This is a genomic window from Pseudomonas sp. GD03862 (assembly GCF_029840855.1).
GTDB classification, from domain to species: Bacteria; Pseudomonadota; Gammaproteobacteria; order Pseudomonadales; family Pseudomonadaceae; genus Aquipseudomonas; species Aquipseudomonas alloputida.
In genome coordinates this window covers 67136-87021 of sequence record NZ_JAOCDI010000024.1, presented here as the reverse complement: position 1 = coordinate 87021, position 19886 = coordinate 67136, and the positions used below count along the sequence as shown (strand labels likewise).

The 19886-nt window shown below is 61.5% G+C and carries 19 protein-coding genes; 10 read left to right on the top strand and 9 right to left on the bottom strand.

Annotation, left to right across the window (positions count from 1 at the left end; translation table 11 throughout):
- Positions 1-809: 809 nt before the first annotated feature.
- Positions 810-2009 carry a tyrosine--tRNA ligase gene (tyrS, locus tag N5D53_RS16730; RefSeq protein ID WP_104960687.1) on the bottom strand — a complete coding sequence of 400 codons (1200 nt, stop codon included), beginning with the start codon at positions 2007-2009 and terminating at the stop codon, positions 810-812.
- Between the two features lie 213 nt (positions 2010-2222).
- Here tyrS and N5D53_RS16725 point away from each other — a divergent pair, with 213 nt between their 5' ends.
- Together N5D53_RS16725 and N5D53_RS16720 are read left to right on the top strand one after the other, a co-directional pair.
- Positions 2223-3644: a peptidoglycan DD-metalloendopeptidase family protein gene (locus N5D53_RS16725; RefSeq protein ID WP_104960686.1), complete on the top strand. Its 1422-nt coding sequence runs from the start codon at positions 2223-2225 to the stop codon at positions 3642-3644.
- 3 nt (positions 3645-3647) lie between these two features.
- Complete coding sequence (locus tag N5D53_RS16720) at positions 3648-4739, top strand: anhydro-N-acetylmuramic acid kinase (protein WP_129933071.1); 1092 nt, start codon at positions 3648-3650, stop codon at positions 4737-4739.
- A 59-nt stretch (positions 4740-4798) separates the two neighbouring features.
- On the opposite strand, the gene erpA is transcribed toward N5D53_RS16720, so the two are convergent.
- Positions 4799-5149, bottom strand: coding sequence for an iron-sulfur cluster insertion protein ErpA (gene erpA, locus N5D53_RS16715; protein ID WP_003255511.1), 351 nt, complete (start codon positions 5147-5149; stop codon positions 4799-4801).
- Positions 5150-5296: 147 nt separating this feature from the next.
- Complete coding sequence (argC, locus tag N5D53_RS16710; RefSeq protein WP_019472953.1) at positions 5297-6331, bottom strand: N-acetyl-gamma-glutamyl-phosphate reductase; 1035 nt, start codon at positions 6329-6331, stop codon at positions 5297-5299.
- 142 nt (positions 6332-6473) lie between these two features.
- Here argC and hemJ point away from each other — a divergent pair, with 142 nt between their 5' ends.
- The 6 genes from hemJ to N5D53_RS16680 all read left to right on the top strand — a co-directional run bounded on the left by hemJ (position 6474) and on the right by N5D53_RS16680 (position 10900).
- On the top strand, positions 6474-6899 hold the full coding sequence (hemJ, locus tag N5D53_RS16705) for a protoporphyrinogen oxidase HemJ (RefSeq protein WP_010951764.1): 426 nt from the start codon (positions 6474-6476) through the stop codon (positions 6897-6899).
- A 28-nt stretch (positions 6900-6927) separates the two neighbouring features.
- Positions 6928-7884: a nitronate monooxygenase family protein gene (locus N5D53_RS16700; protein WP_104960683.1), complete on the top strand. Its 957-nt coding sequence runs from the start codon at positions 6928-6930 to the stop codon at positions 7882-7884.
- 67 nt (positions 7885-7951) lie between these two features.
- A complete protein-coding gene (locus N5D53_RS16695; protein ID WP_003255516.1) occupies positions 7952-8734 on the top strand; it encodes an SDR family oxidoreductase in 783 nt (260 codons plus the stop codon).
- Positions 8735-8797: 63 nt separating this feature from the next.
- Positions 8798-9136, top strand: a complete 339-nt coding sequence (locus N5D53_RS16690) for a histidine triad nucleotide-binding protein (protein WP_003255518.1) — start codon at positions 8798-8800, stop codon at positions 9134-9136.
- Between the two features lie 65 nt (positions 9137-9201).
- Positions 9202-9849 carry a 2-polyprenyl-3-methyl-6-methoxy-1,4-benzoquinone monooxygenase gene (gene coq7 / locus N5D53_RS16685; protein ID WP_003255520.1) on the top strand — a complete coding sequence of 216 codons (648 nt, stop codon included), beginning with the start codon at positions 9202-9204 and terminating at the stop codon, positions 9847-9849.
- A gap of 10 nt (positions 9850-9859) precedes the next feature.
- Entirely contained in the window at positions 9860-10900 is a 1041-nt protein-coding gene (locus tag N5D53_RS16680; protein ID WP_104960682.1) for a DUF2157 domain-containing protein, read from the top strand.
- Positions 10901-10976: 76 nt separating this feature from the next.
- On the opposite strand, the gene N5D53_RS16675 is transcribed toward N5D53_RS16680, so the two are convergent.
- A complete protein-coding gene (locus N5D53_RS16675; RefSeq protein WP_004376171.1) occupies positions 10977-11399 on the bottom strand; it encodes an OsmC family protein in 423 nt (140 codons plus the stop codon).
- Between the two features lie 190 nt (positions 11400-11589).
- Between N5D53_RS16675 and crp the strand changes: the two genes are divergently transcribed.
- A complete protein-coding gene (gene crp, locus N5D53_RS16670; RefSeq protein WP_010951759.1) occupies positions 11590-12234 on the top strand; it encodes a cAMP-activated global transcriptional regulator CRP in 645 nt (214 codons plus the stop codon).
- Here the strand turns inward: crp and N5D53_RS16665 are convergent.
- The 4 genes from N5D53_RS16665 to N5D53_RS16650 all read right to left on the bottom strand — a co-directional run bounded on the left by N5D53_RS16665 (position 12231) and on the right by N5D53_RS16650 (position 15565).
- Positions 12231-12935 carry a lipoate--protein ligase family protein gene (locus N5D53_RS16665; RefSeq protein WP_003255526.1) on the bottom strand — a complete coding sequence of 235 codons (705 nt, stop codon included), beginning with the start codon at positions 12933-12935 and terminating at the stop codon, positions 12231-12233. The genes crp and N5D53_RS16665 overlap by 4 nt on opposite strands.
- A 147-nt stretch (positions 12936-13082) precedes the next feature.
- Complete coding sequence (gene trpC, locus N5D53_RS16660; RefSeq protein ID WP_003255528.1) at positions 13083-13916, bottom strand: indole-3-glycerol phosphate synthase TrpC; 834 nt, start codon at positions 13914-13916, stop codon at positions 13083-13085.
- Complete coding sequence (gene trpD, locus N5D53_RS16655) at positions 13913-14962, bottom strand: anthranilate phosphoribosyltransferase (RefSeq protein ID WP_010951756.1); 1050 nt, start codon at positions 14960-14962, stop codon at positions 13913-13915. The genes trpC and trpD overlap by 4 nt, the downstream gene beginning before the upstream one ends.
- 9 nt (positions 14963-14971) lie before the next feature.
- Positions 14972-15565, bottom strand: a complete 594-nt coding sequence (locus N5D53_RS16650; RefSeq protein WP_003255531.1) for an aminodeoxychorismate/anthranilate synthase component II — start codon at positions 15563-15565, stop codon at positions 14972-14974.
- Positions 15566-15932: 367 nt separating this feature from the next.
- Between N5D53_RS16650 and estP the strand changes: the two genes are divergently transcribed.
- Complete coding sequence (estP, locus tag N5D53_RS16645; protein ID WP_104960681.1) at positions 15933-17822, top strand: esterase EstP; 1890 nt, start codon at positions 15933-15935, stop codon at positions 17820-17822.
- A 524-nt stretch (positions 17823-18346) separates the two neighbouring features.
- Here estP and trpE read toward each other — a convergent pair.
- Entirely contained in the window at positions 18347-19828 is a 1482-nt protein-coding gene (trpE, locus tag N5D53_RS16640; RefSeq protein WP_190869745.1) for an anthranilate synthase component I, read from the bottom strand.
- Positions 19829-19886: the final 58 nt, after the last annotated feature.

Sequence of the window (19886 nt, the reverse complement as noted above, 5' to 3'; positions counted from 1 at the left end):
CTTCAGTTCAATACTGCTTGGGTTTTTAAGAAACCCTAAACTTGGCTCAGCAATCTCAAATGACTATGTGATTTCTCGCATGGCCACTTGTGATGCTGATAATCTTTTTGACTATCAGTCCGTACTCACAAGCACCCACACGAATTGCTTGATTCGATTTGTTAAAGAGCGTTTGGTTAAGAGCTTTTCGTCTCAACCGAGGCGCGCATTCTACGCTTTCCTCAGAGCCTGTCAAGCGTTTATTTTGAAGTTTTTTGCGAGAAACTCGTTTAGCTTCAAACACTTGGCTCGCTGCGATCTCTCGTAGCGGGAGGCGAATCATACAGCACTTGGAAGCGCTGTCAACCACCATTTCAACCGCTTTCGATCATTTGATCGTAGCCCTTCCAGCTTTTGCTTTCACTACTTAACTCATTGAATATCAAGGAGTTTTTCGTTCCGATGTCGCTGGAAGTGGGGCGCATTATAAGGGGATTCGAGAGGGCGTCAACCTTTAATTTCAAGAAAGTGAAATATAAGGGGGAAAGACCGTATCGGGGCTGCCAAGTGTTCGCCACGACAGTTTCAGCGCCTTTGAGATCGAGCGCCGCCCGCGCGGCGCTCGGTCTCATAGGCGGTGAATGTCTCAAGCCGGACGCGCGCGGCGCTCGATCTCACAGGCACTGCAAGGGTTGTGGCGGACACATCTCACCGCCAACACCCTCTCAAAACAGCCCCCTCCCCCTACAACAGCAACCACCAACCCCCAAAAACAAAGCGGGGAGGCCTACCGGCCTCCCCGCATCTATATAGCTACACCATCCAGGCAATCACTCAGCCTTGAGGGTAACCCGGCCAAACGACTTCTTGCCAGCCTGGCACACATGGGTAGCACCAAGGACAAACATGAAGTCCTTGTCGACCACTGCACCATCAACTTTCACCGCGCCGCTATTCAGCAAGTCTCGCGCCTGTGCCGAGTTCTTGACCAGACCAGCCCGGTTCAGCACCGCAGCAATTGGCAGGTCTTCCGCCGCAGCCACTTCGATCTCCGGCAAGTCTTCCGGCAGCTCGCCTTCCTTCATACGGTTACCGGCAGCACGGTGAGCATTGGCCGCAGCCTCTTCTCCATGGAAGCGCGCGACGATCTCTTCTGCCAACTTGATCTTGATGTCACGCGGGTTGGCACCGTTGGCGACGTCGGCACGGAATTGCTCGATTTCTTCCATCGAACGGAAGCTCAGCAACTCGAAGTAACGCCACATCAGGGTATCCGGGATAGACACAAGCTTGCTGTACATCACCCCTGGCGCTTCCTGGATGCCGACATAGTTGCCCAGCGACTTCGACATCTTCTTCACGCCGTCGAGCCCTTCGAGCAGTGGCATGGTCACGATGTTCTGCGCTTCCTGGCCATAAGACCGCTGCAGTTCGCGCCCCATCAGCAGGTTGAACTTCTGGTCGGTACCACCCAGCTCAACGTCCGCCTTCAGCGCTACCGAGTCGTACCCCTGCACCAGCGGATAGAGGAACTCGTGAATGGCAATCGGCTGGTTGGTGGTGTAACGCTTGTCGAAGTCATCACGCTCCAGCATGCGCGCGACGGTGTACTGCGAAGCCAGGCGAATGAAGTCGGCAGGGGTCAGCTTGTCCATCCACGTGGAGTTGAACGCGACTTCAGTCTTGGCCGGGTCAAGAATCTTGAAAACCTGCTGCTTGTACGTCTCGGCGTTCTCCAGCACCTGCTCGCGGGTCAGCGGCGGGCGCGTGGCGCTCTTGCCGCTCGGGTCGCCAATCATGCCGGTGAAGTCACCAATCAGGAAGATGACCTGGTGACCCAGCTCCTGGAACTGACGCAGCTTGTTGATCAGCACCGTGTGACCCAGGTGCAGGTCAGGTGCGGTCGGGTCAAAGCCAGCCTTGATGCGCAGAGGTTGGCCGCGCTTGAGCTTCTCCACCAGTTCCGACTCGACCAGTACTTCTTCCGCACCGCGCTTGATAAGCGCCAGCTGCTCTTCAACCGACTTCATAGACAAACCCGCAAGGCTCAGATTCAGGGGGAGCCAACCATACAAGATCGGCCGTCAAATACAAGTTTCGCAAAGGAATGTGACCCGAACACAGGCTTGCGGCGTCTACGCGCCCTTGCGTGAAAATGGATTTGGTTATATTTTATACAGTTATTTCATCTTCATCATGTCATTCATCTTTTCCATTTCACTTTTTTCAAAGTCACCTTGCCCATGACCAACGAACCGCCTAAAGCGCCCCCGCTTTATCCGAAGAGCCATCTGTTGGCCGCCAGCGGCATCGCCGCCCTGCTCAGCCTGGCTTTGCTGGTATTTCCTTCCAGCGAAGTGGAAGCCAAGAAAACTACCCTCAACCTCGAGCTCGAAAGCCCTGCCGAGCAGCTGAAAGACGAATCCCGCGCCGCGCCACTGGTGCAAAGTGAAGGTGAGCAAGGCTCGCCTTTCGCCCAGATCGAAGGGGCTACCCCCGAAACCCAGAAGGCCGATCAGCAGGCCCCGGCCGCTGAACCGGTTGCCGAGGCCGCCAAGGAGCCTGGTCACCGCGAAGTTACCGTGGCCCGTGGCGATACACTGTCAACCCTGTTCGCCAAGGTTGGCCTGCCAGCCAATGCAGTGCATGACCTGCTGGCAAGTAACAAGCAGGCCAAGCAGTTCAGCCAGCTAAAGCACGGCCAGGTGCTGCAGTTCGAACTCGACAAGGATGGCCAATTGGCCAGCCTGCACAGCAAGGTCAGCAACCTCGAAACCATTCAACTGACTAAGACCGCCAAGGGCTACACCTTCAATCGTGAAATCAGCAAGCCGGTGGTGCGTACCGCCTATGCCCACGGCGTGATCAAGAGCTCGCTGTCGGCATCGGCCCAGCGCGCCGGTCTGTCCCACAGCATGACCATGAGCCTGGCCCGCGTGCTGGGTTATGACATCGACTTCGCTCAGGACATTCGTCCGGGTGACGAATTCGACGTGGTCTATGAGCAGAAAGTGATGGACGGCAAGGTCGTCGGCACCGGCAATATCCTGTCCGCCCGCTTCACCAATCGCGGCAAGACCTACACCGCCGTGCGATATACCAATAAGCAGGGCAACACTGCCTACTACACCGCCGACGGCAACAGCCTGCGCAAGGCCTTCATCCGTACGCCCGTCGACTTCGCCCGCATCAGCTCGCGCTTTTCCGCCGGTCGCAAGCACCCCATCCTGAACAAGATCCGCGCCCACAAAGGCGTCGACTACGCGGCCCCCCGCGGTACACCAATCAAGGCAGCGGGTGACGGTCGCATTGAACTGGCCGGGCGCCGTGGTGGCTACGGCAATACGGTGATCATTCAGCATGGCAACCGCTACAAGACGCTGTATGGCCACATGCAGGGCTTTGCCAAAGGCATCAAGACCGGCAGTACGGTCAAGCAGGGCCAGATCATTGGCTACATCGGCACTACCGGCCTGTCCACCGGCCCACACCTGCACTACGAGTTCCAGGTCAACGGCGTGCACGTCGACCCGCTGAGCCAGAAGGTGCCTATGGCTGACCCGATTGCCAAGAACGAGCGTCAGCGCTTCCTGCAGCAGAGCCAGCCGCTGATTGCCCGCATGGATCAGGAAAAGGCCACCCTGCTCGCAGCGAACAAGCGCTAAGCCATGGCGCTCTACCTGGGGGTGATGTCCGGCACCAGCCTCGATGGCCTGGATATCGCCCTGGTCGAACAAGGCGAGCAGCTTGAACTGCTCGCCACCCACTACCTGCCCATGCCCCCGGACCTGCGCCAGGACCTGCTGGCCCTGTGCAGCAGCGGCCCTGACGAGATTGCCCGTGCAGCACTGGCGGAAAACCGCTGGGCCAGCCTGGCCGGCGAAGGTATCTGCCAACTGCTGGCTCGCCAGGGACTGAAGCCCGAAGCCGTTCGCGCCATCGGCAGCCACGGCCAGACCATTCGCCATGAACCGGCCCGCGGCTTTACTGTGCAGATCGGTAACCCCGCACTGCTCGCCGAACTGACCGGCATCAGCGTGGTCGCCGACTTCCGCCGTCGCGATGTGGCTGCCGGCGGCCAAGGCGCGCCACTGGTACCGGCCTTCCACGAAACCCTGTTCAGCCAGCTTGGCCGACGCCTGGCAATCCTTAACGTAGGCGGTTTCAGCAACCTCAGCCTGATCGAGCAGGACAAGCCGGTTCATGGGTTCGATTGCGGCCCGGGGAACGTGCTGCTGGATGCCTGGATCGAGCGCGAGCACGGCCACGCCTACGATGCAGATGGCGCCTGGGCTGCCTCGGGTGTGGTTCAGCCCGGGTTGCTCAGCGCACTGATGGCTGACCCGTTCTTTGCCGGCAGCGGCCCGAAGAGTACCGGCCGCGAGGTGTTCAACCTGCCTTGGCTGGATCGCCACCTGGCCACCCTGCCGGCATACCGGGCCCAGGACGTGCAGGCGACACTGCTGGAGCTGACCGCACGCAGCATCATCGATTCGCTTGGCAAAGCCCAGCAAGGCACCGAGGCGCTGTTGGTCTGTGGTGGGGGCGCCCGCAACGGCGCGCTGATGGCCCGTCTTGGCCAGCTGCTACCTGCGGCCCGTGTCGCAAGCACTGGCGCCTATGGCGTAGACCCGGACTGGGTCGAAGCCATGGCCTTCGCCTGGCTGGCTCACTGCTGCCTGGAGGGCATCGCCGCCAACCGCCCCAGCGTCACTGCCGCCAAGGGCCTGCGCGTACTGGGCGCAATCTACCCGGCATAGCCGATACGCCAGAAAGCAAAACGCCGCGCAATTGCGCGGCGTTTTCGTATGCCCAACCCTTAGATCGAAAACGACGACCCGCAACCGCAGGTGGTCGCGGCATTCGGGTTCTTGATCACGAAACGCGAACCTTCCAGGCCTTCCTGATAGTCCACTTCGGCACCCGCCAGGTACTGGAAGCTCATCGGGTCGACCACCAGGGAAACGCCCTCGCGCTCGACAATGGTGTCATCTTCGGCCACGTCTTCATCGAAGGTGAAGCCATACTGGAAGCCCGAGCAACCACCACCGGTCACGAACACCCGCAGTTTCAGACGTTCATTGCCTTCCTCATTGACCAGGTTTTTCACCTTCTGGGCTGCCCCATGGGTGAACTCCAGACCGGTAGGGGTGAAGGTTTCGACGCTCATGTTGATTCTCCCGGCGCGGTAGCCGCCATAAAACTCGATGACGCGCATTATCCGCTTTCCCGAGAAAATCGGTCAAGAATTGTGCGGCTTTAGTCGCGACCTGCAAAAAGGCCCGCACGACGCGGGCCTTTTCCAATGCTGGCGGCCTTACGGCAGCAAGCCGGCATGGGACAGGCCCATGCGCTCATCCAGACCGAACAGAATGTTGAGGTTCTGCACCGCCTGGCCGGAGGCACCCTTGACCAGGTTGTCGATCACCGAAAGCACCACCACCAGATCACCACCCTGCGGACGATGAACGGCAATGCGGCAGACGTTGGCACCACGCACGCTACGGGTTTCCGGATGGCTGCCTGCTGGCATCACGTCGACGAACGGTTCATCGGCGTAGCGTTTCTCGAACAGCGCCTGCAGGTCGACCGAGGTATCGACCACGTTCGCGTACAGGGTGGCGTGGATGCCACGGATCATCGGCGTCAGGTGCGGCACGAAAGTCAGGCCGATGTCCTTGCCCGCGGCCAGGCGCAGGCCCTGGCTGATCTCCGGCAAGTGGCGATGGCCCTTTACCGCGTAGGCTTTCATGCTTTCGCCGGCCTCGCAGAACAGCGAGCCCACTGCCGCACCACGACCAGCGCCGCTGACACCCGACTTGCAGTCGGCTATCAGGCGCGACGGGTCAGCCAAGCCCGCCTCCAGCAGCGGAAGGAAGCCCAGCTGGGTTGCAGTCGGGTAGCAACCCGGCACAGCGATGAGGCGTGCCTGGCGGATCTTCTCGCGGTTGACTTCGGGCAGGCCATAGACTGCGTCCTTGAGCAGCTCTGGCGCGCCATGGGGCTGACCGTACCACTTGCCCCACTCAGTGGCATCCTGCAGACGGAAGTCGGCCGACAGGTCGATCACCTTGGTGCCAGCCGCCAGCAGCTCACCGGCCAGGGCGTGGGCAACACCATGCGGCGTGGCGAAGAACACCACATCGCAGGCGGCCAGAGCCTTGCTGTCCGGCACGCTGAACGCCAAACCGTCATAGTGGCCGCGCAGGTTCGGGTACATGTCCGCCACCGCCACGCCCGCCTCGGAGCGCGAAGTGATGACCGCCACTTCGGCCTGTGGATGCTGTGCCAGCAGACGCAACAGTTCGACGCCGGTGTAACCCGTGCCGCCGACGATACCGACCTTGATCATAACGCTTGCCCCTTATCAACGAGCCGTCTGGAAAGCGCACGATAATAGGGGCGCAGGGCGCCTGTAACAACTCTTCGGGTGACCCTTCGGGCGCCTGACCACTACTATCTGACGACCGTGACTATCTGAAGGAACTCCCTCCATGCTTTACCTATGGATCAAAGCGCTGCATATCGTCAGCGTGGTCTGCTGGTTCGCCGGCCTGTTCTACCTGCCCAGGCTGTTCGTCTACCACGCCCAGAGCCAGGACAGCATCAGCCAGGAACGCTTCGTGACCATGGAGCGCAAGCTGTACCGCGGCATCATGAACCCGGCGATGATCGCCACCTACGTGTTTGGCGCCTGGATGCTGTACCTCACCCCCGGCTGGCTGAGCCAGGGGTGGCTGCATGCCAAGCTCACCCTGGTCATCCTGCTGACCGGCTACCATCACGTGTGCGGTGCCCAGCGCAAACGCTTCGCCAACGGCACCAACACCCGCAGCCACGTTTACTATCGCTGGTTCAACGAAGTGCCCGTGCTGATCCTGCTGGCTATCGTCATTCTGGTGGTGGTGAAACCGTTCTGACATAGCCACCCGCTCAAGGAGCCTTGCCATGTCGCTACCTGCCTCGCTCGAACAACGCCTGCGGCTGCCCGTGGTTGCCGCGCCGATGTTCCTCATCTCCAACCCCCAACTGGTGCTGGCCTGCTGCGCCAGCGGCGTGGTTGGCAGTTTCCCGGCCCTGAACCAACGCGACAGCGCTGGCTTCAAGGCCTGGCTGGAAGAGATCGAGGCTGGCCTGGCTCAACTGCAGGCGCCAGCGCCCTACGCCGTCAACCTGATCGTCCACCCGACCAACCCGCGCCTGCAGGCCGACTTGGCCTTGTGCGTCGAACACCGTGTACCAATCGTTATCACCAGCCTGGGGGCGGTAAAGGAAGTGGTCGATGCCGTACACGGCTACGGCGGCCTGGTGCTCCACGATGTCACCACCCGCCGGCATGCCGAAAAGGCCGCCGAAGCCGGTGTCGATGGCCTTATCGCCGTCGCCGCAGGCGCGGGCGGCCATGCCGGCACCTGGAGCCCATTCGCCCTGGCCGCAGAAATTCGCCAGTTCTTCGACAAGACCCTGCTGCTGGCTGGTTGCATTAACCACGGCCACGAAATCCTGGCCGCACAACTGCTGGGGGCGGACCTGGCGTACATGGGCACGCGCTTCATCGCCACCACAGAAAGCCAGGCTCAGGGCGCCTACAAACAGATGCTGCTGAACGCCCATGCCGCCGACATCATCCACACACCCGTGGTGTCCGGCATCCCCGCCAGCTTCCTGCGCCAGAGCCTGGAGCAGGCCGGCTACGACATGAACACCCTCAAGGGGGGGCAGGTGCAAGGCAAGCTCAAACCGATCGATGACGAAGCCAAGGCCTGGAAGACCGTATGGTCAGCGGGCCAGGGTGTCGGAGACATCCATGACCTGCCCAGCGCCAGCGCATTGATCGAGCGCCTGCATGGCGAGTACCGACAAGCCCTGGAACGCTGCCAGGTTTTGCGCGCCCGCGCCTTGTAGCAAAAGGCAACACCTTGCACGGGCAAGTTGTACACTAGGCGCCCTCTTCCGCCCCCAGGAGCCTTGCATGACCCGTTACGCCATGATCACTGGTGCTTCCAGCGGCCTGGGCCTGGCCTTGGCGGAAGCGCTGGCACGGCGCGGGCGCAATCTGATCCTGGTGGCACGCCAACGAGAAACGCTGGAGCCTGTCGCCATCGAGCTGACCCAGCGTTTCGGTGTCGAGGTGCTGTTCCGCGCCTGCGACCTCAGTCAGCCGTTGCGCCTTTCAGGCTTCGTGCTCGAGCTGGAAGAAGGTGAGCGGCGTATCGATTTGCTGGTCAACTGCGCGGGCTTGCGCACCTATGGGCCGTTCCTGGCCCATGAATGGGCCGACGAACAGGATCTGCTGGAAGTCAACGTGCTGGCCCTGAGCCGCCTGTGTCACGCCATCGGTAACCTGATGGCTGTGCAGGGTGGCGGGCAGATTCTCAACGTCGCCGGCCTGGCCGGGGTGGCGCCTGGCCCATGGATGGCCGCCTATGCCGCCAGCAAGGCCTATGTGCTGAGCTTTTCACAGGCCCTGCGCGAAGAACTCAAGCGCACCGGCATCAAGGTCTCTGTACTGTGCCCTGGCCCGGTACGTTCCGCACGCCGGCGCATTGCGCGGCTCGATGGCAAGCCGCGCTGTCTCAGCCCCGAGGAAGTGGCGCTGTACACCGTGCGGGCACTGGACAAGAACCGCGCACTGATCATGCCTGGCCGGCGCAACCGCTGGCTGGCGTTCGCACCGCGGCTGTTGCCGCGCTGGCTGGTGCGCAAGCTGGCCGGGGCCATCCACCGCCGCTATTGCCCCTTAGGCATGGAATAGCCACTGGGCGAGCGGCGCCCGGCTGAGTACACTCGGCCCGACCCTCACCATGGAGCAAGTGCTGTGGACGATCTATTCCTCAAAATCATCAACCGGGAAATCCCGGCAGATATCATCTATGAAGACGACCAGATCCTGGCCTTCAAGGACATTGCACCCGCGGCACCGGTACATTTTCTGGTCATCCCGAAAAAGCACATTCGCACCCTCAATGACCTGACCGAAGAAGACAAGGCCCTGGCTGGCCACATCCTGTTCACCGCCCAGCGCCTGGCTGTCGAACAAGGCTGCGAGGAAGGTTTCCGCGTGGTCATGAACTGCAACCCCAAAGGCGGCCAGACTGTCTACCACATCCATATGCACGTGCTTGGCCAGCGCCAGATGAACTGGCCACCGGGCTGACCCACGGCAAGCGACCCCGCCGCTATTGCGGTAAACTGTCGGGCACATTCTTGCGGAGGTGCCCGATGGCTACCGAACGTCACTACTCGCCGCTCGACCGCTTGTTGCTGCAGGCCGATACCGCCATGCGCACCTTGCTGCCTTTCAGCGGCCAACCTGCCCGGCCATCGCCGGCCATCGTCCAGCCAGACGTTGACCTGGACGAGCAACAGGCCCGCCATATTGCCGGGCTGATGCGCATCAACCATACCGGTGAAGTCTGCGCCCAGGCGTTGTACCAAGGCCAGGCCCTGACCGCCAAGCTGCCCGAAGTGCGCAAGGCCATGGAGCATGCCGCTGAGGAAGAAATCGACCACCTGGCCTGGTGCGAGCAGCGCATTCGCCAGCTGAACAGCCACCCGAGCGTGCTCAACCCTCTGTTCTACGGCATGTCGTTCGGCATTGGCGCACTGGCCGGGCTGGTCAGCGACAAGGTCAGCCTGGGCTTCGTCGCCGCTACCGAACATCAGGTGTGCAAGCACCTCGACGAGCACCTGGAGCAACTCCCGCACGAAGATGAAAAATCCCGGGCCATTCTCGAGCAGATGCGCATAGACGAAGAGCAGCACGCCGAGTCTGCGCTGGAAGCCGGTGGTTATCGCTTCCCGGCCCCCGTCCGCTTTGGCATGAGCTTGCTGGCCAAGGTCATGACCAAGAGCACATACCGCATCTGAAGGCATCACCATGACGGATCGATTCGACGCCAAGGACCTGGCGCGCGCCGTGCAAGCAGGCATTCTCCAACCAGGCCAGGACCAAAGCCTGTTGGCATTCCTGCGCCAGCAACCCGCACCACGTGGCAGCTTTCAGCTGGCCCATGTTGCCTTCTACTTTGGCGCCATGCTGATCATGGCGGCAATGGGCTGGTTGCTCACCGAGGCCTGGATGAGCCTCGGTGACGGCGCGCTGTTGATCATCGCCAGCCTCTATATCCTGCTGATCACCTTGTTCGCCCTCAATCTGCAACGCCGCGCCCAGCCCGTCGCTGCTGGCGTGCTGGCAGCAGTAGCCGTCAGCATCGTGCCGCTGGCGGTATTCGCTATCGAACGCATGCTCGGCTGGTGGCCACTGGACGATGCGCAGGCTGACTACCACCAGTACTACACCTACGTGCAAGGCGGCTGGCTGGCGATGGAAGCAGCCACGGTGCTTGCCGGGCTGCTAATGCTGCGACTGATCCCCTACCCGTTCGTCGTCATGCCAATGGCCGTGGCCTTGTGGTTCATGTCGATGGACCTTAGCGAGTGGTTCTTCGGCTCACCGTTCAGTTGGGAGCAGCGTCGCCACGTCTCCCTGTGGTTTGGGCTGGGCTTGCTGGTGGTTTTCCTCGTGATAGACGGTCGCACACGTGAGGACTACGCACGTTGGGGTTACCTCGCCGGGCTGGCAGCGTTCTGGGGCGGGTTGACGCTACTGGACAGCGGCAGTGAGTTGGGCAAGGCCATGTACTGCCTGATCAACATTGCGCTGATGGGCATGGCGGTGCTGCTGCGTCGGCCGGTGTTCATGGTGTTTGGTGCGCTGGGGGTGGCGGCTTATCTGGGATATCTGTCGTACGAGGTGTTTGCCCAGTCGCTGCTGTTCCCGGTGGTGCTGACCATGATCGGGCTGGGGGTTATCTGGCTTGGGCTGGTTTACCAGAAGCGCCGGGAGCGGTTGAGCCAGGCGCTGAGAAGCAGTCTTCCGCAATGGTTGCGGATGGCCCTTCCGGCCCTGCGCAACTGAAACTCGCCCGGGCCGCGGGTGGGAGCGGGTTCACCCGCTTCCACAAGGGCTGCAAAGCGGCCCCGGAATCTCAGCCTTAACCCAGCTCTACGATTTCATACCCATGGGTAATCTCAACCCCGGCACGCTCGAGCATGATCGAAGCCGAGCAATACTTTTCCGCCGACAGCTCCACCGCCCGCTTGACCTGCGCTTCTTTCAGCCCACGCCCCTTCACCACAAAGTTCATGTGAATCTTGGTGAACACCTTCGGGTCTTCGCTGGCGCGCTCCGCCTCCAGAAATGCCTCGCAGCTTTCCACTGCCTGGCGCGACTTCTTCAGAATGCTCACCACGTCAAAGCTGCTGCAGCCACCCAGGCCCAGCAACAGCATTTCCATCGGTCGCACGCCCAGGTTGCGGCCGCCGGCCTCGGGCGGGCCGTCCATTACGACGACATGGCCGCTCCCCGATTCGCCGAGGAACATTGCCTCACCGGCCCACTGGATACGTGCCTTCATCTACCCGGACTCCTGATTTTCGGAAAAGGGTGTCAGCTTAGACCTTGTGCGGCTGTGGGAAAAGCACGAGATGTGTCGGTTTAGTACCGAAACATCTCGTAGTGTCTGATAAGCTGGCGCCAAATGACTGGCGCTCTCCGTCAGCCAACCTCTAAAAAAGCCTATGCGTCATATCGAACAGGATTTCGTGATGGTTGCCTCCGCCCTACCCGCCAAGATAAAGAACATCGACAAGCTGCTGGTACACTGCCAGCGCCGCCGCTACACCGCCAAAAGCAATATCATCTGCGCCGGCGACCGGGCCGAGACACTGTCGTTCATCATCAAGGGTTCGGTCACCATCCTCATCGAGGACGACGACGGCCATGAAATGATCATCGCCTACCTCAACCATGGCGATTTCTTTGGCGAGCTAGGCCTGTTCGAGCCCGTTGATGGCGAGCAGCAGCGCAGCGCCTGGGTACGCGCCAAGACCGAATGCGAAGTGGCCGAAATCAGCTACGAGAAGTTTCGCGAGCTGGCGCGCCAGGACCCGGAAATCCTCTATGCCCTGGGTAGCCAGATGGCCCAGCGCCTGCGCAACACTACGCGCAAGGTTGGCGATTTGGCATTTTTCGACGTGACCGGGCGAGTTGCCCGTTGCCTGCTGGAACTGTGCAAGCAGCCCGACGCCATGACCCACCCCGATGGCATGCAAATCAAGATTACCCGTCAGGAAATCGGCCGAATCGTCGGTTGCTCTCGGGAAATGGTCGGCCGCGTTCTCAAGGACCTCGAGGAACGCAGCCTGGTGCAGGTCAAAGGCAAGACCATGGTGGTCCACGGTACCCGCTAGTCCTTGGGCAACTCGGCCAGTACCTTGGCGTAGGCCTGCGAAAGGCGCTCGAACCAAGGTGCTGCCGGCGCCACTTCGTGCAAGGCGATGTGCGCATCGGCGCGACAGCGTTGCTCCAGCTCACAGCACTCGTTGAAGCGGTTGACCGCCGCCACCATCGACTCACGCTCGTTGTCCAGCAGCAGCGCACCGTGCACCAGCACCACAGGGCGCTTGCCACCCAGGCCCTGACGCCAGCGCTGGGCGGTACCCACCAATTTGCGGCCATTGAGGTTGACGTTGTAGCGGCCATCGCAGAAGGCCCCGTCGATTTCCCCGACTGACGCTACCCCGCCCCACTCGCGCAGCACATCACACAGCGGCAGACACAGGCGCTCGTAGGCATTTTCGATACGGCCGTGGTCGCCTTCACTGCGCGGTGCGGCGTAGACCAGTGCAACGTTCACCGTCGAATGCGACTGAGGCACCGGCTCACCGCCGGTTTCTCGCAGCAGCACCGGCCAGCCAGCAATAGCCAATTCCGCGCAGGCGACCTCGAAGTTGCCCAGCCGGCTCATGCGTCGAGGCATGACCAGCGCGTGGTCGGTGGGGCGCCAGAACAGCACACCATTCTCGCGTTCGCCGCGGCAGACGGCGGCCAGCAGTTCCTGCTCGGCGTGCAGGCCTTGTTCGACGCTCAGGGCCAGGGGTTGATCGGTCATTGATCCACCTATGATGTTGATTTCACTGGCCTCTTCGCGGGTGAACCCGCTCCTACGACAGGGCGCGTACCCGTGTAGGAGCGGGCTTGCCCGCGAAGAGGCCATTACAGGTACAAAAAAGCCGGCAAAAACGCCGGCTTCATTTGATCAGTCCAGTTGCTGAACAGTCTTCTTCACCTGCTCGGGGAAGAACAGCCGCTGTAATTCCAGGCCAGGCTGCTCGGCGCGCATGAACGCCTCTCCCACCAGGAACGAGTAAACCTCGTTGATTGCCATCAGCTCCACATCGGCCCGGTTGAGAATACCGCTTTCGGTAATCGCCAGACGGTCACGCGGAATGCGCGGCAGCAGGTCAAGGGTGGTTTCCAGGCTGACCTCGAAGGTGTGCAGGTTGCGGTTGTTCACCCCCACCAGCGGTGTATCCAGGGTTTTCAGCGCGCGCTCCAGTTCATCGCCATCGTGCACTTCTACCAGCACGTCGAGGCCGACGTCCTTGGCAGTGGCGGCCAGTTCAGCCATCTTCACGTCATCCAGCGCCGACACGATCAGCAGTACGCAATCTGCCCCCAGGGCCCGGGCTTCGACGATCTGGTAAGGGTCGACCATGAAGTCCTTGCGGATCACCGGCAGCGAAACAGCCGCGCGGGCCTGCTGCAAGTACTCATCGGCCCCCTGGAAATAATCGACATCGGTCAACACCGACAGGCAGGTGGCCCCGCCCTTCTCGTAGCTGACCGCGATTTCCGCTGGCACGAAGTGCTCGCGGATCACGCCCTTGCTTGGCGAAGCCTTCTTGATTTCGGCAATCACCGCGGGCTGCTTGCGCTTGGCCTGCTCGATCAGCGCGTTGGCGAAGCCTCGCGGGGCGTCAGCGGCCTTGGCCAGGCCCTCCAGCTCGGCGAGGCTGACGCGCGCACTGCGCTCGGCCACTTCCTGAAACTTGCGGGCAATGATCCTTTCCAGCACCGTCGGCACACTCATGCTTCGTTCTCCACCTTGAATACTGCAGTAAAGGCACCCAATTCCTGCAGCTTTTCCCAGGCCAGGCCGGTGTGCAGTACATCATGGGCCAGTTCTACACCGGCTTTCAGGCTCATGGCATGGTCGGCTGCGTACAGTGCCGCGCCAGCATTAAGCACGATCATCTCGGCGGCCTTCTGACCGTTCTCGGTCTTGCGCCGGCCCAGCGCATCGCGGATCAACTCCAGCGAAGCCTGAGGGCTCTCGACAGCCAGGCCATGAAGGCTCTGGCTCTTCATGCCGAGGTCTTCCGGCTCTACCCAATATTCAGTGATTTCGTCATTTTTCAGTTCGGCGACGAAGGTGGGTGCAGCCAGGCTGAACTCGTCCAGACCATCCTTCGAGTGCACGACCAGCACATGCTTGCTCCCCAGGCGTTGCAGCACCTCAGCCAGCGGGCGGCAAAGGGTTTGCGCGAACACACCGACCACCTGGTGCTTCACTCCGGCCGGATTCGTAAGCGGGCCGAGCATATTGAACAGGGTGCGCAACCCCAGTTCTCGACGTGGGCCAGCGGCATGTTTCATGGCCGAGTGGTGACTTTGCGCGAACATGAAGCCAATGCCCAGGCTGTCGATGCAGCGTGCCACTTGAGTTGGCGTCAGGTTCAGGTAGATGCCGGCAGCTTCCAGCAGGTCGGCACTGCCGCTCTTGCCCGAGACTGCGCGGTTACCATGCTTGGCCACCGGGCAGCCCGCCGCCGCCAGGACGAAGGACGAAGCGGTGGACACGTTGAAGATGTTGGCGCCATCACCCCCGGTACCGACAATATCGACGACACCATCGAGGCTTTGCAGCTCGACCTTTTCGGCCAGCTCGCGCATCACCGACACCGCACCGACGATCTCGTCGATGCTTTCGCTTTTCATGCGCATGCCCATCAGGAAAGCGCCTATCTGCGCCTCGCTGCACTGACCGGTCATGATCTGGCGCATGACCTCGCGCATTTCTTCGGTAGTCAGGTCCAACTGGCCGACGATACGGCTCAACGCACTCTTGATATCCATGTTCGATCCTTAACGGCGGCCGCCGGTCTGTTTGAGGAAGTTGGCGAACAGTTCGTGGCCCTGCTCGGTCAGGATCGACTCAGGGTGGAATTGCACCCCTTCGATATTCAGCGTCTTGTGGCGCAGGCCCATGATCTCATCGACCGAGCCGTCAGCATGGGAGGTCCAGGCGGTAACTTCCAGGCAGTCGGGCAAGGTTTCACGCTTTACCACCAGCGAATGGTAACGGGTCACGGTCAGCGGGTTGTTAAGGCTGGCGAACACGCCCAGGTCGCGGTGATATACCGGGCTGGTCTTGCCGTGCATGACCTGACGTGCACGTACAACGTCGCCGCCAAAGGCCTGCCCGATTGACTGGTGGCCCAGGCATACGCCGAGGATTGGCAACTTCCCGGCGAAATGCAGGATGGCCTCGATGGACACGCCTGCCTCGCTTGGGGTGCACGGGCCCGGAGATACGACGATGCGCTCAGGGTTGAGGGCCTCAATCTGGGCGATGGTCATTTCGTCATTGCGAATGACCTTGACCTCGGCACCCAGCTCGCCAAGGTACTGAACGACGTTGTAAGTGAATGAGTCATAATTGTCGATCATCAGTAACATGGTGTTAAACCTCTTGAATCTACTGACTTCATGATTCGAACCTTCCGGCACCAGCCACAGGCGCGGCTTTGCCACAACGGGCGGTAAACGAGAAGGCAAACGGGGACGGGCCGGGCGGGCCGGCAGGAGATAAAGTCAGGCGCGCCAACGCCAACGGGCGTGGGCCTTGATTACGCGCATCAAGAGTTTGCTGACGATCAACACAGGATAGGTCTCGCTCATACGTCCCGGCACAGTAGCCTACCGGGGCGACGGGCGCAATATGCCTGTAAACACGGGGAAACGAATGGACTTGGGAGCGAAGCACGACGATTTGCTAAGGTCGATGGGCTTGTCCTGATAAAAACAAAGAAAAGGATGTTCCCCGATGCGAAAAGCCCCGTTATTGCGCTTTACCCTCGCTTCACTGGCCCTGGCCTGCAGCCAGGCGTTGGCCGGCCCTTCGCCCTATTCAACCCTGATCGTGTTTGGCGACAGCCTCGCCGATGCCGGGCAGTTTCCCGATCTTGTTGGCGGTACCCCAGGCGCGCGTTTCACCAACCGTGACGCCGACGGCAACTTCGCCCCGGTGTCGCCGATGATCCTCGGTGGCCGCCTGGGCGTTGCGCCAGGCGACCTTAACCCGTCGACATCCGTAGGCATCCAGCCCGATGGTAATAACTGGGCAGTCGGCGGGTACACCACCCAGCAGATCCTGGACTCGATCACGACAACGTCCGAGACCGTCATCCCACCAGGAAACCCCAATGCCGGGCAGGTGCTGCGCGAGCGCCCCGGCTACCTGGCCAACGGCCTGCGCGCCGACCCCAACGCCTTGTACTACCTGACAGGCGGCGGCAACGACTTCCTTCAGGGCCTGGTGAATAGCCCGGCCGACGCCGTAGCCGCCGGCGCCCGCCTGGCTGCCAGCGCCCAAGCGCTTCAGCAAGGAGGCGCGCGCTACATCATGGTCTGGCTGCTACCTGACCTCGGCCAAACGCCCAATTTCAGCGGCACGCCACAGCAAAACCCACTGTCACTGCTCTCCGCTGCGTTCAACCAGTCACTGATCAGCCAGCTAGGGCAGATCGATGCCCAGATCATTCCACTGAACATCCCTGTGCTGTTGAGCGAGGCGCTGGCCAGCCCCAGTCAGTTCGGCCTGGCCAGCGACCAGAACCTGGTCGGCACCTGCTACAGCGGCGATAGCTGCGTGGAAAACCCGGTGTACGGGATCAACGGCACAACGCCAGACCCGACCAAACTGCTGTTCAACGACTCGGTCCACCCGACCATCGCGGGTCAGCAGCTGATTGCCGATTACGCCTACTCGATTCTCGCGGCCCCCTGGGAACTGACCCTGCTACCGGAAATGGCCCACGCCAGCCTGCGGGCTCACCAGGATGAGTTGCGTAATCAGTGGCAGACGCCTTGGCAAGCAGTTGGCCAATGGCAAGCCTTTGTCGCCAGCGGCGCTCAGGACCTGGACTTCGACGGCCAGCACAGCGCGGCCAGCGGTGACGGCCGCGGCTACAACCTGACCGTGGGCGGCAGCTATCGCCTGAACGACGCCTGGCGCCTGGGCCTGGCCGGCGGTGCGTACCGGCAGAAGCTGGAAGCTGGTGAACAGGACTCGGACTACAAGCTGAACAGCTATATGGCCAGTGCCTTTGCCCAATACCGCCAGGACCGCTGGTGGGCCGACGCGGCGCTGACCGCCGGGCACCTGGACTACAGCGACCTCAAGCGTACCTTCGCCCTGGGCGTGAATGACCGCAGTGAGAAGGGCGACACCGACGGCGAGGCTTGGGCAATGTCCGGGCGGCTGGGCTACAACCTGGCGGCCGACACCAGCAACTGGCAGTTGGCACCTTTCATCAGTGCCGACTATGCGCGGGTGAAGGTGGATGGCTACGACGAGAAAAGCGGGCGCTCGACGGCGCTTGCCTTCGATGACCAGGAGCGCACGTCACGCCGCCTGGGCGTGGGGCTGCTGGGCAGTGTGCAGGTACTGCCAAGTACCCGGCTTTTCGCCGAGGTGGCGCAGGAGCATGAGTTCGAGGACGACGAGCAGGATGTGACGATGCACCTGACCAGCTTGCCGGCGAATGACTTCACCCTGACCGGGTATACGCCGCACAGCGACCTGACCCGGGCGAGCCTGGGTGTGAGCCATGAACTGGTGGCAGGGGTGCATTTGCGCGGGAACTACAACTGGCGCAAGAGTGATGAGTTGACGCAGCAGGGCATTAGCGTGGGGGTTAGCGTGGACTTCTGAATTGCTGGGGGCCGCTTTGCGGCCCATTCGCGGGTGAACCCGCTCCTACGACGGCCTCGTATGCCTGAGGCTTGCGCAACCCTCGTAGGAGCGGGTTTACCCGCGAATACGGTGGCGGCAACAACGGTGAACGGCAGGTAGAAATTGGCCAGCAGGCCCGGCCCATTCGCGGGTGAACCCGCTCCTACGACGGCCTCGTATGCCTGAGGCTTGCGCAACCCTTGTAGGAGCGGGTTTACCCGCGAATACGGTGGCGGCGGCAACGGTGAACGGCAGGTAGAAATTGGCCAGCAGGCCCGGCCCATTCGCGGGTGAACCCGCTCCTACGACGGCCCCGTATGCCTGAGGCTTGCGCAATCCATGTAGGAGCGGGTTTACCCGCGAATACGATAGCGGCGGCAACGGTGAACGGTAGGTAGAAATTGGCCAGCAGGCCCGGCCCTTTCGCGGGTAAACCCGCTCCTACACAACCTTGTAGGAGCGTGGTTTACCCGCGAATGAGCTGCGCAGCAGCCCCAATCAATTTATCTGGCGGAAGTCTGCTCGGCCAACGCCACCGCACGGAACATCGCCCGGCGCTTGTTGATGGTTTCTTCCCATTCCAGCGCCGGCACCGAGTCGGCAACGATGCCGCCACCGGCCTGCACATGTAGCTCGCCGTCCTTGATCACTGCGGTACGAATGGCAATTGCGGTATCCATGTTGCCGTTCCAGGCAAAATAGCCGACGGCACCGCCGTAAACCCCACGCTTGACCGGCTCCAGCTCGTCGATAATCTCCATCGCCCGGATCTTGGGCGCACCCGACAAGGTGCCAGCCGGCAGAATCGCCCGCAGTGCATCCATCGCCGTCAGGCCTTCACGCAGCTGGCCGGTAACGTTGGAAACAATGTGCATCACGTTGGAGTAACGCTCGATCACCATCTTCTCGGTCAGGCGCACACTGCCGGTCGAAGATACACGACCGACATCGTTGCGACCCAGATCGATCAGCATCAGGTGCTCGGCAATTTCCTTGTCGTCCGACAGCAGGTCGTCCTCCAGCGCACGATCGGCCTCTTCGGTCGCACCACGCGGGCGGGTACCGGCAATCGGGCGCACGGTGACCAGATTGTCCTCGACACGTACCAGCACTTCGGGCGAGCTGCCGACCACATGGAAGTCACCGAAGTTGAAGAAGTACATGTACGGCGTCGGGTTGAAGCAGCGTAGCGCGCGATACAGGTCGATAGGCGCAGCCTTGAAGTCGATCGACATGCGCTGCGACGGCACCACCTGCATACAGTCCCCGGCCAGGATGTATTCCTTGATACGACCGACGGCGTTTTCGTAATCCTCGCGGGTGTAGCTGGAGCGGAACGCCGGCTCGGCCGCCTGCGGGCCACTCAGGTCCAGGCCGCGGCGCGGGGTGATTGGCTGGCGCAAGGTTTCCAACAAGCCTTGCAGACGTGCCTGGCCTTGTTCGAAGGCCCGATCTTCAGCTGGGTCAACCAACACGATGGCGTGCATCTTGCCCGCAAGGTTGTCGAACACCACCACCGCGTCGGACACCATCAGCAGGATATCCGGTACGCCCAGCGGGTCTGGGTTGGGGCTGGCCCCCAGGCGCTTTTCAACATAACGCACGCAGTCGTAGCCAAAGTAGCCGACCAGGCCGCCATTGAAACGCGGCAGGCCGGGGATATCGGCAACTTTGTAGCGGTCCTTGAAGGTTTCAACGAATGCCAGCGGGTCTTCGACCTCGCAGCTTTCCACCTCGACGCCATCGTGCAGGATGCTGACACGGTAGCCATGCACACGCATCACGGTGCGCGATGGCAAGCCGATCATCGAGTATCGGCCCCACTTCTCCCCGCCCTGCACCGATTCGAGCAGGTACGAGTTGGGCTGGTCAGCCAGTTTCAGGTAGATCGACAGCGGCGTGTCGAAGTCGGCCAAGGTTTCACAGGCCAAGGGAATACGGTTGTAGCCGGCAGCGGCCAGGCGCAGGAATTCTTCGCGGTTCATGAGTAGTCTCGTGGCAAGCAGCAATAGGTCAGGCAAACGGACGGGCCGGCACACGCCG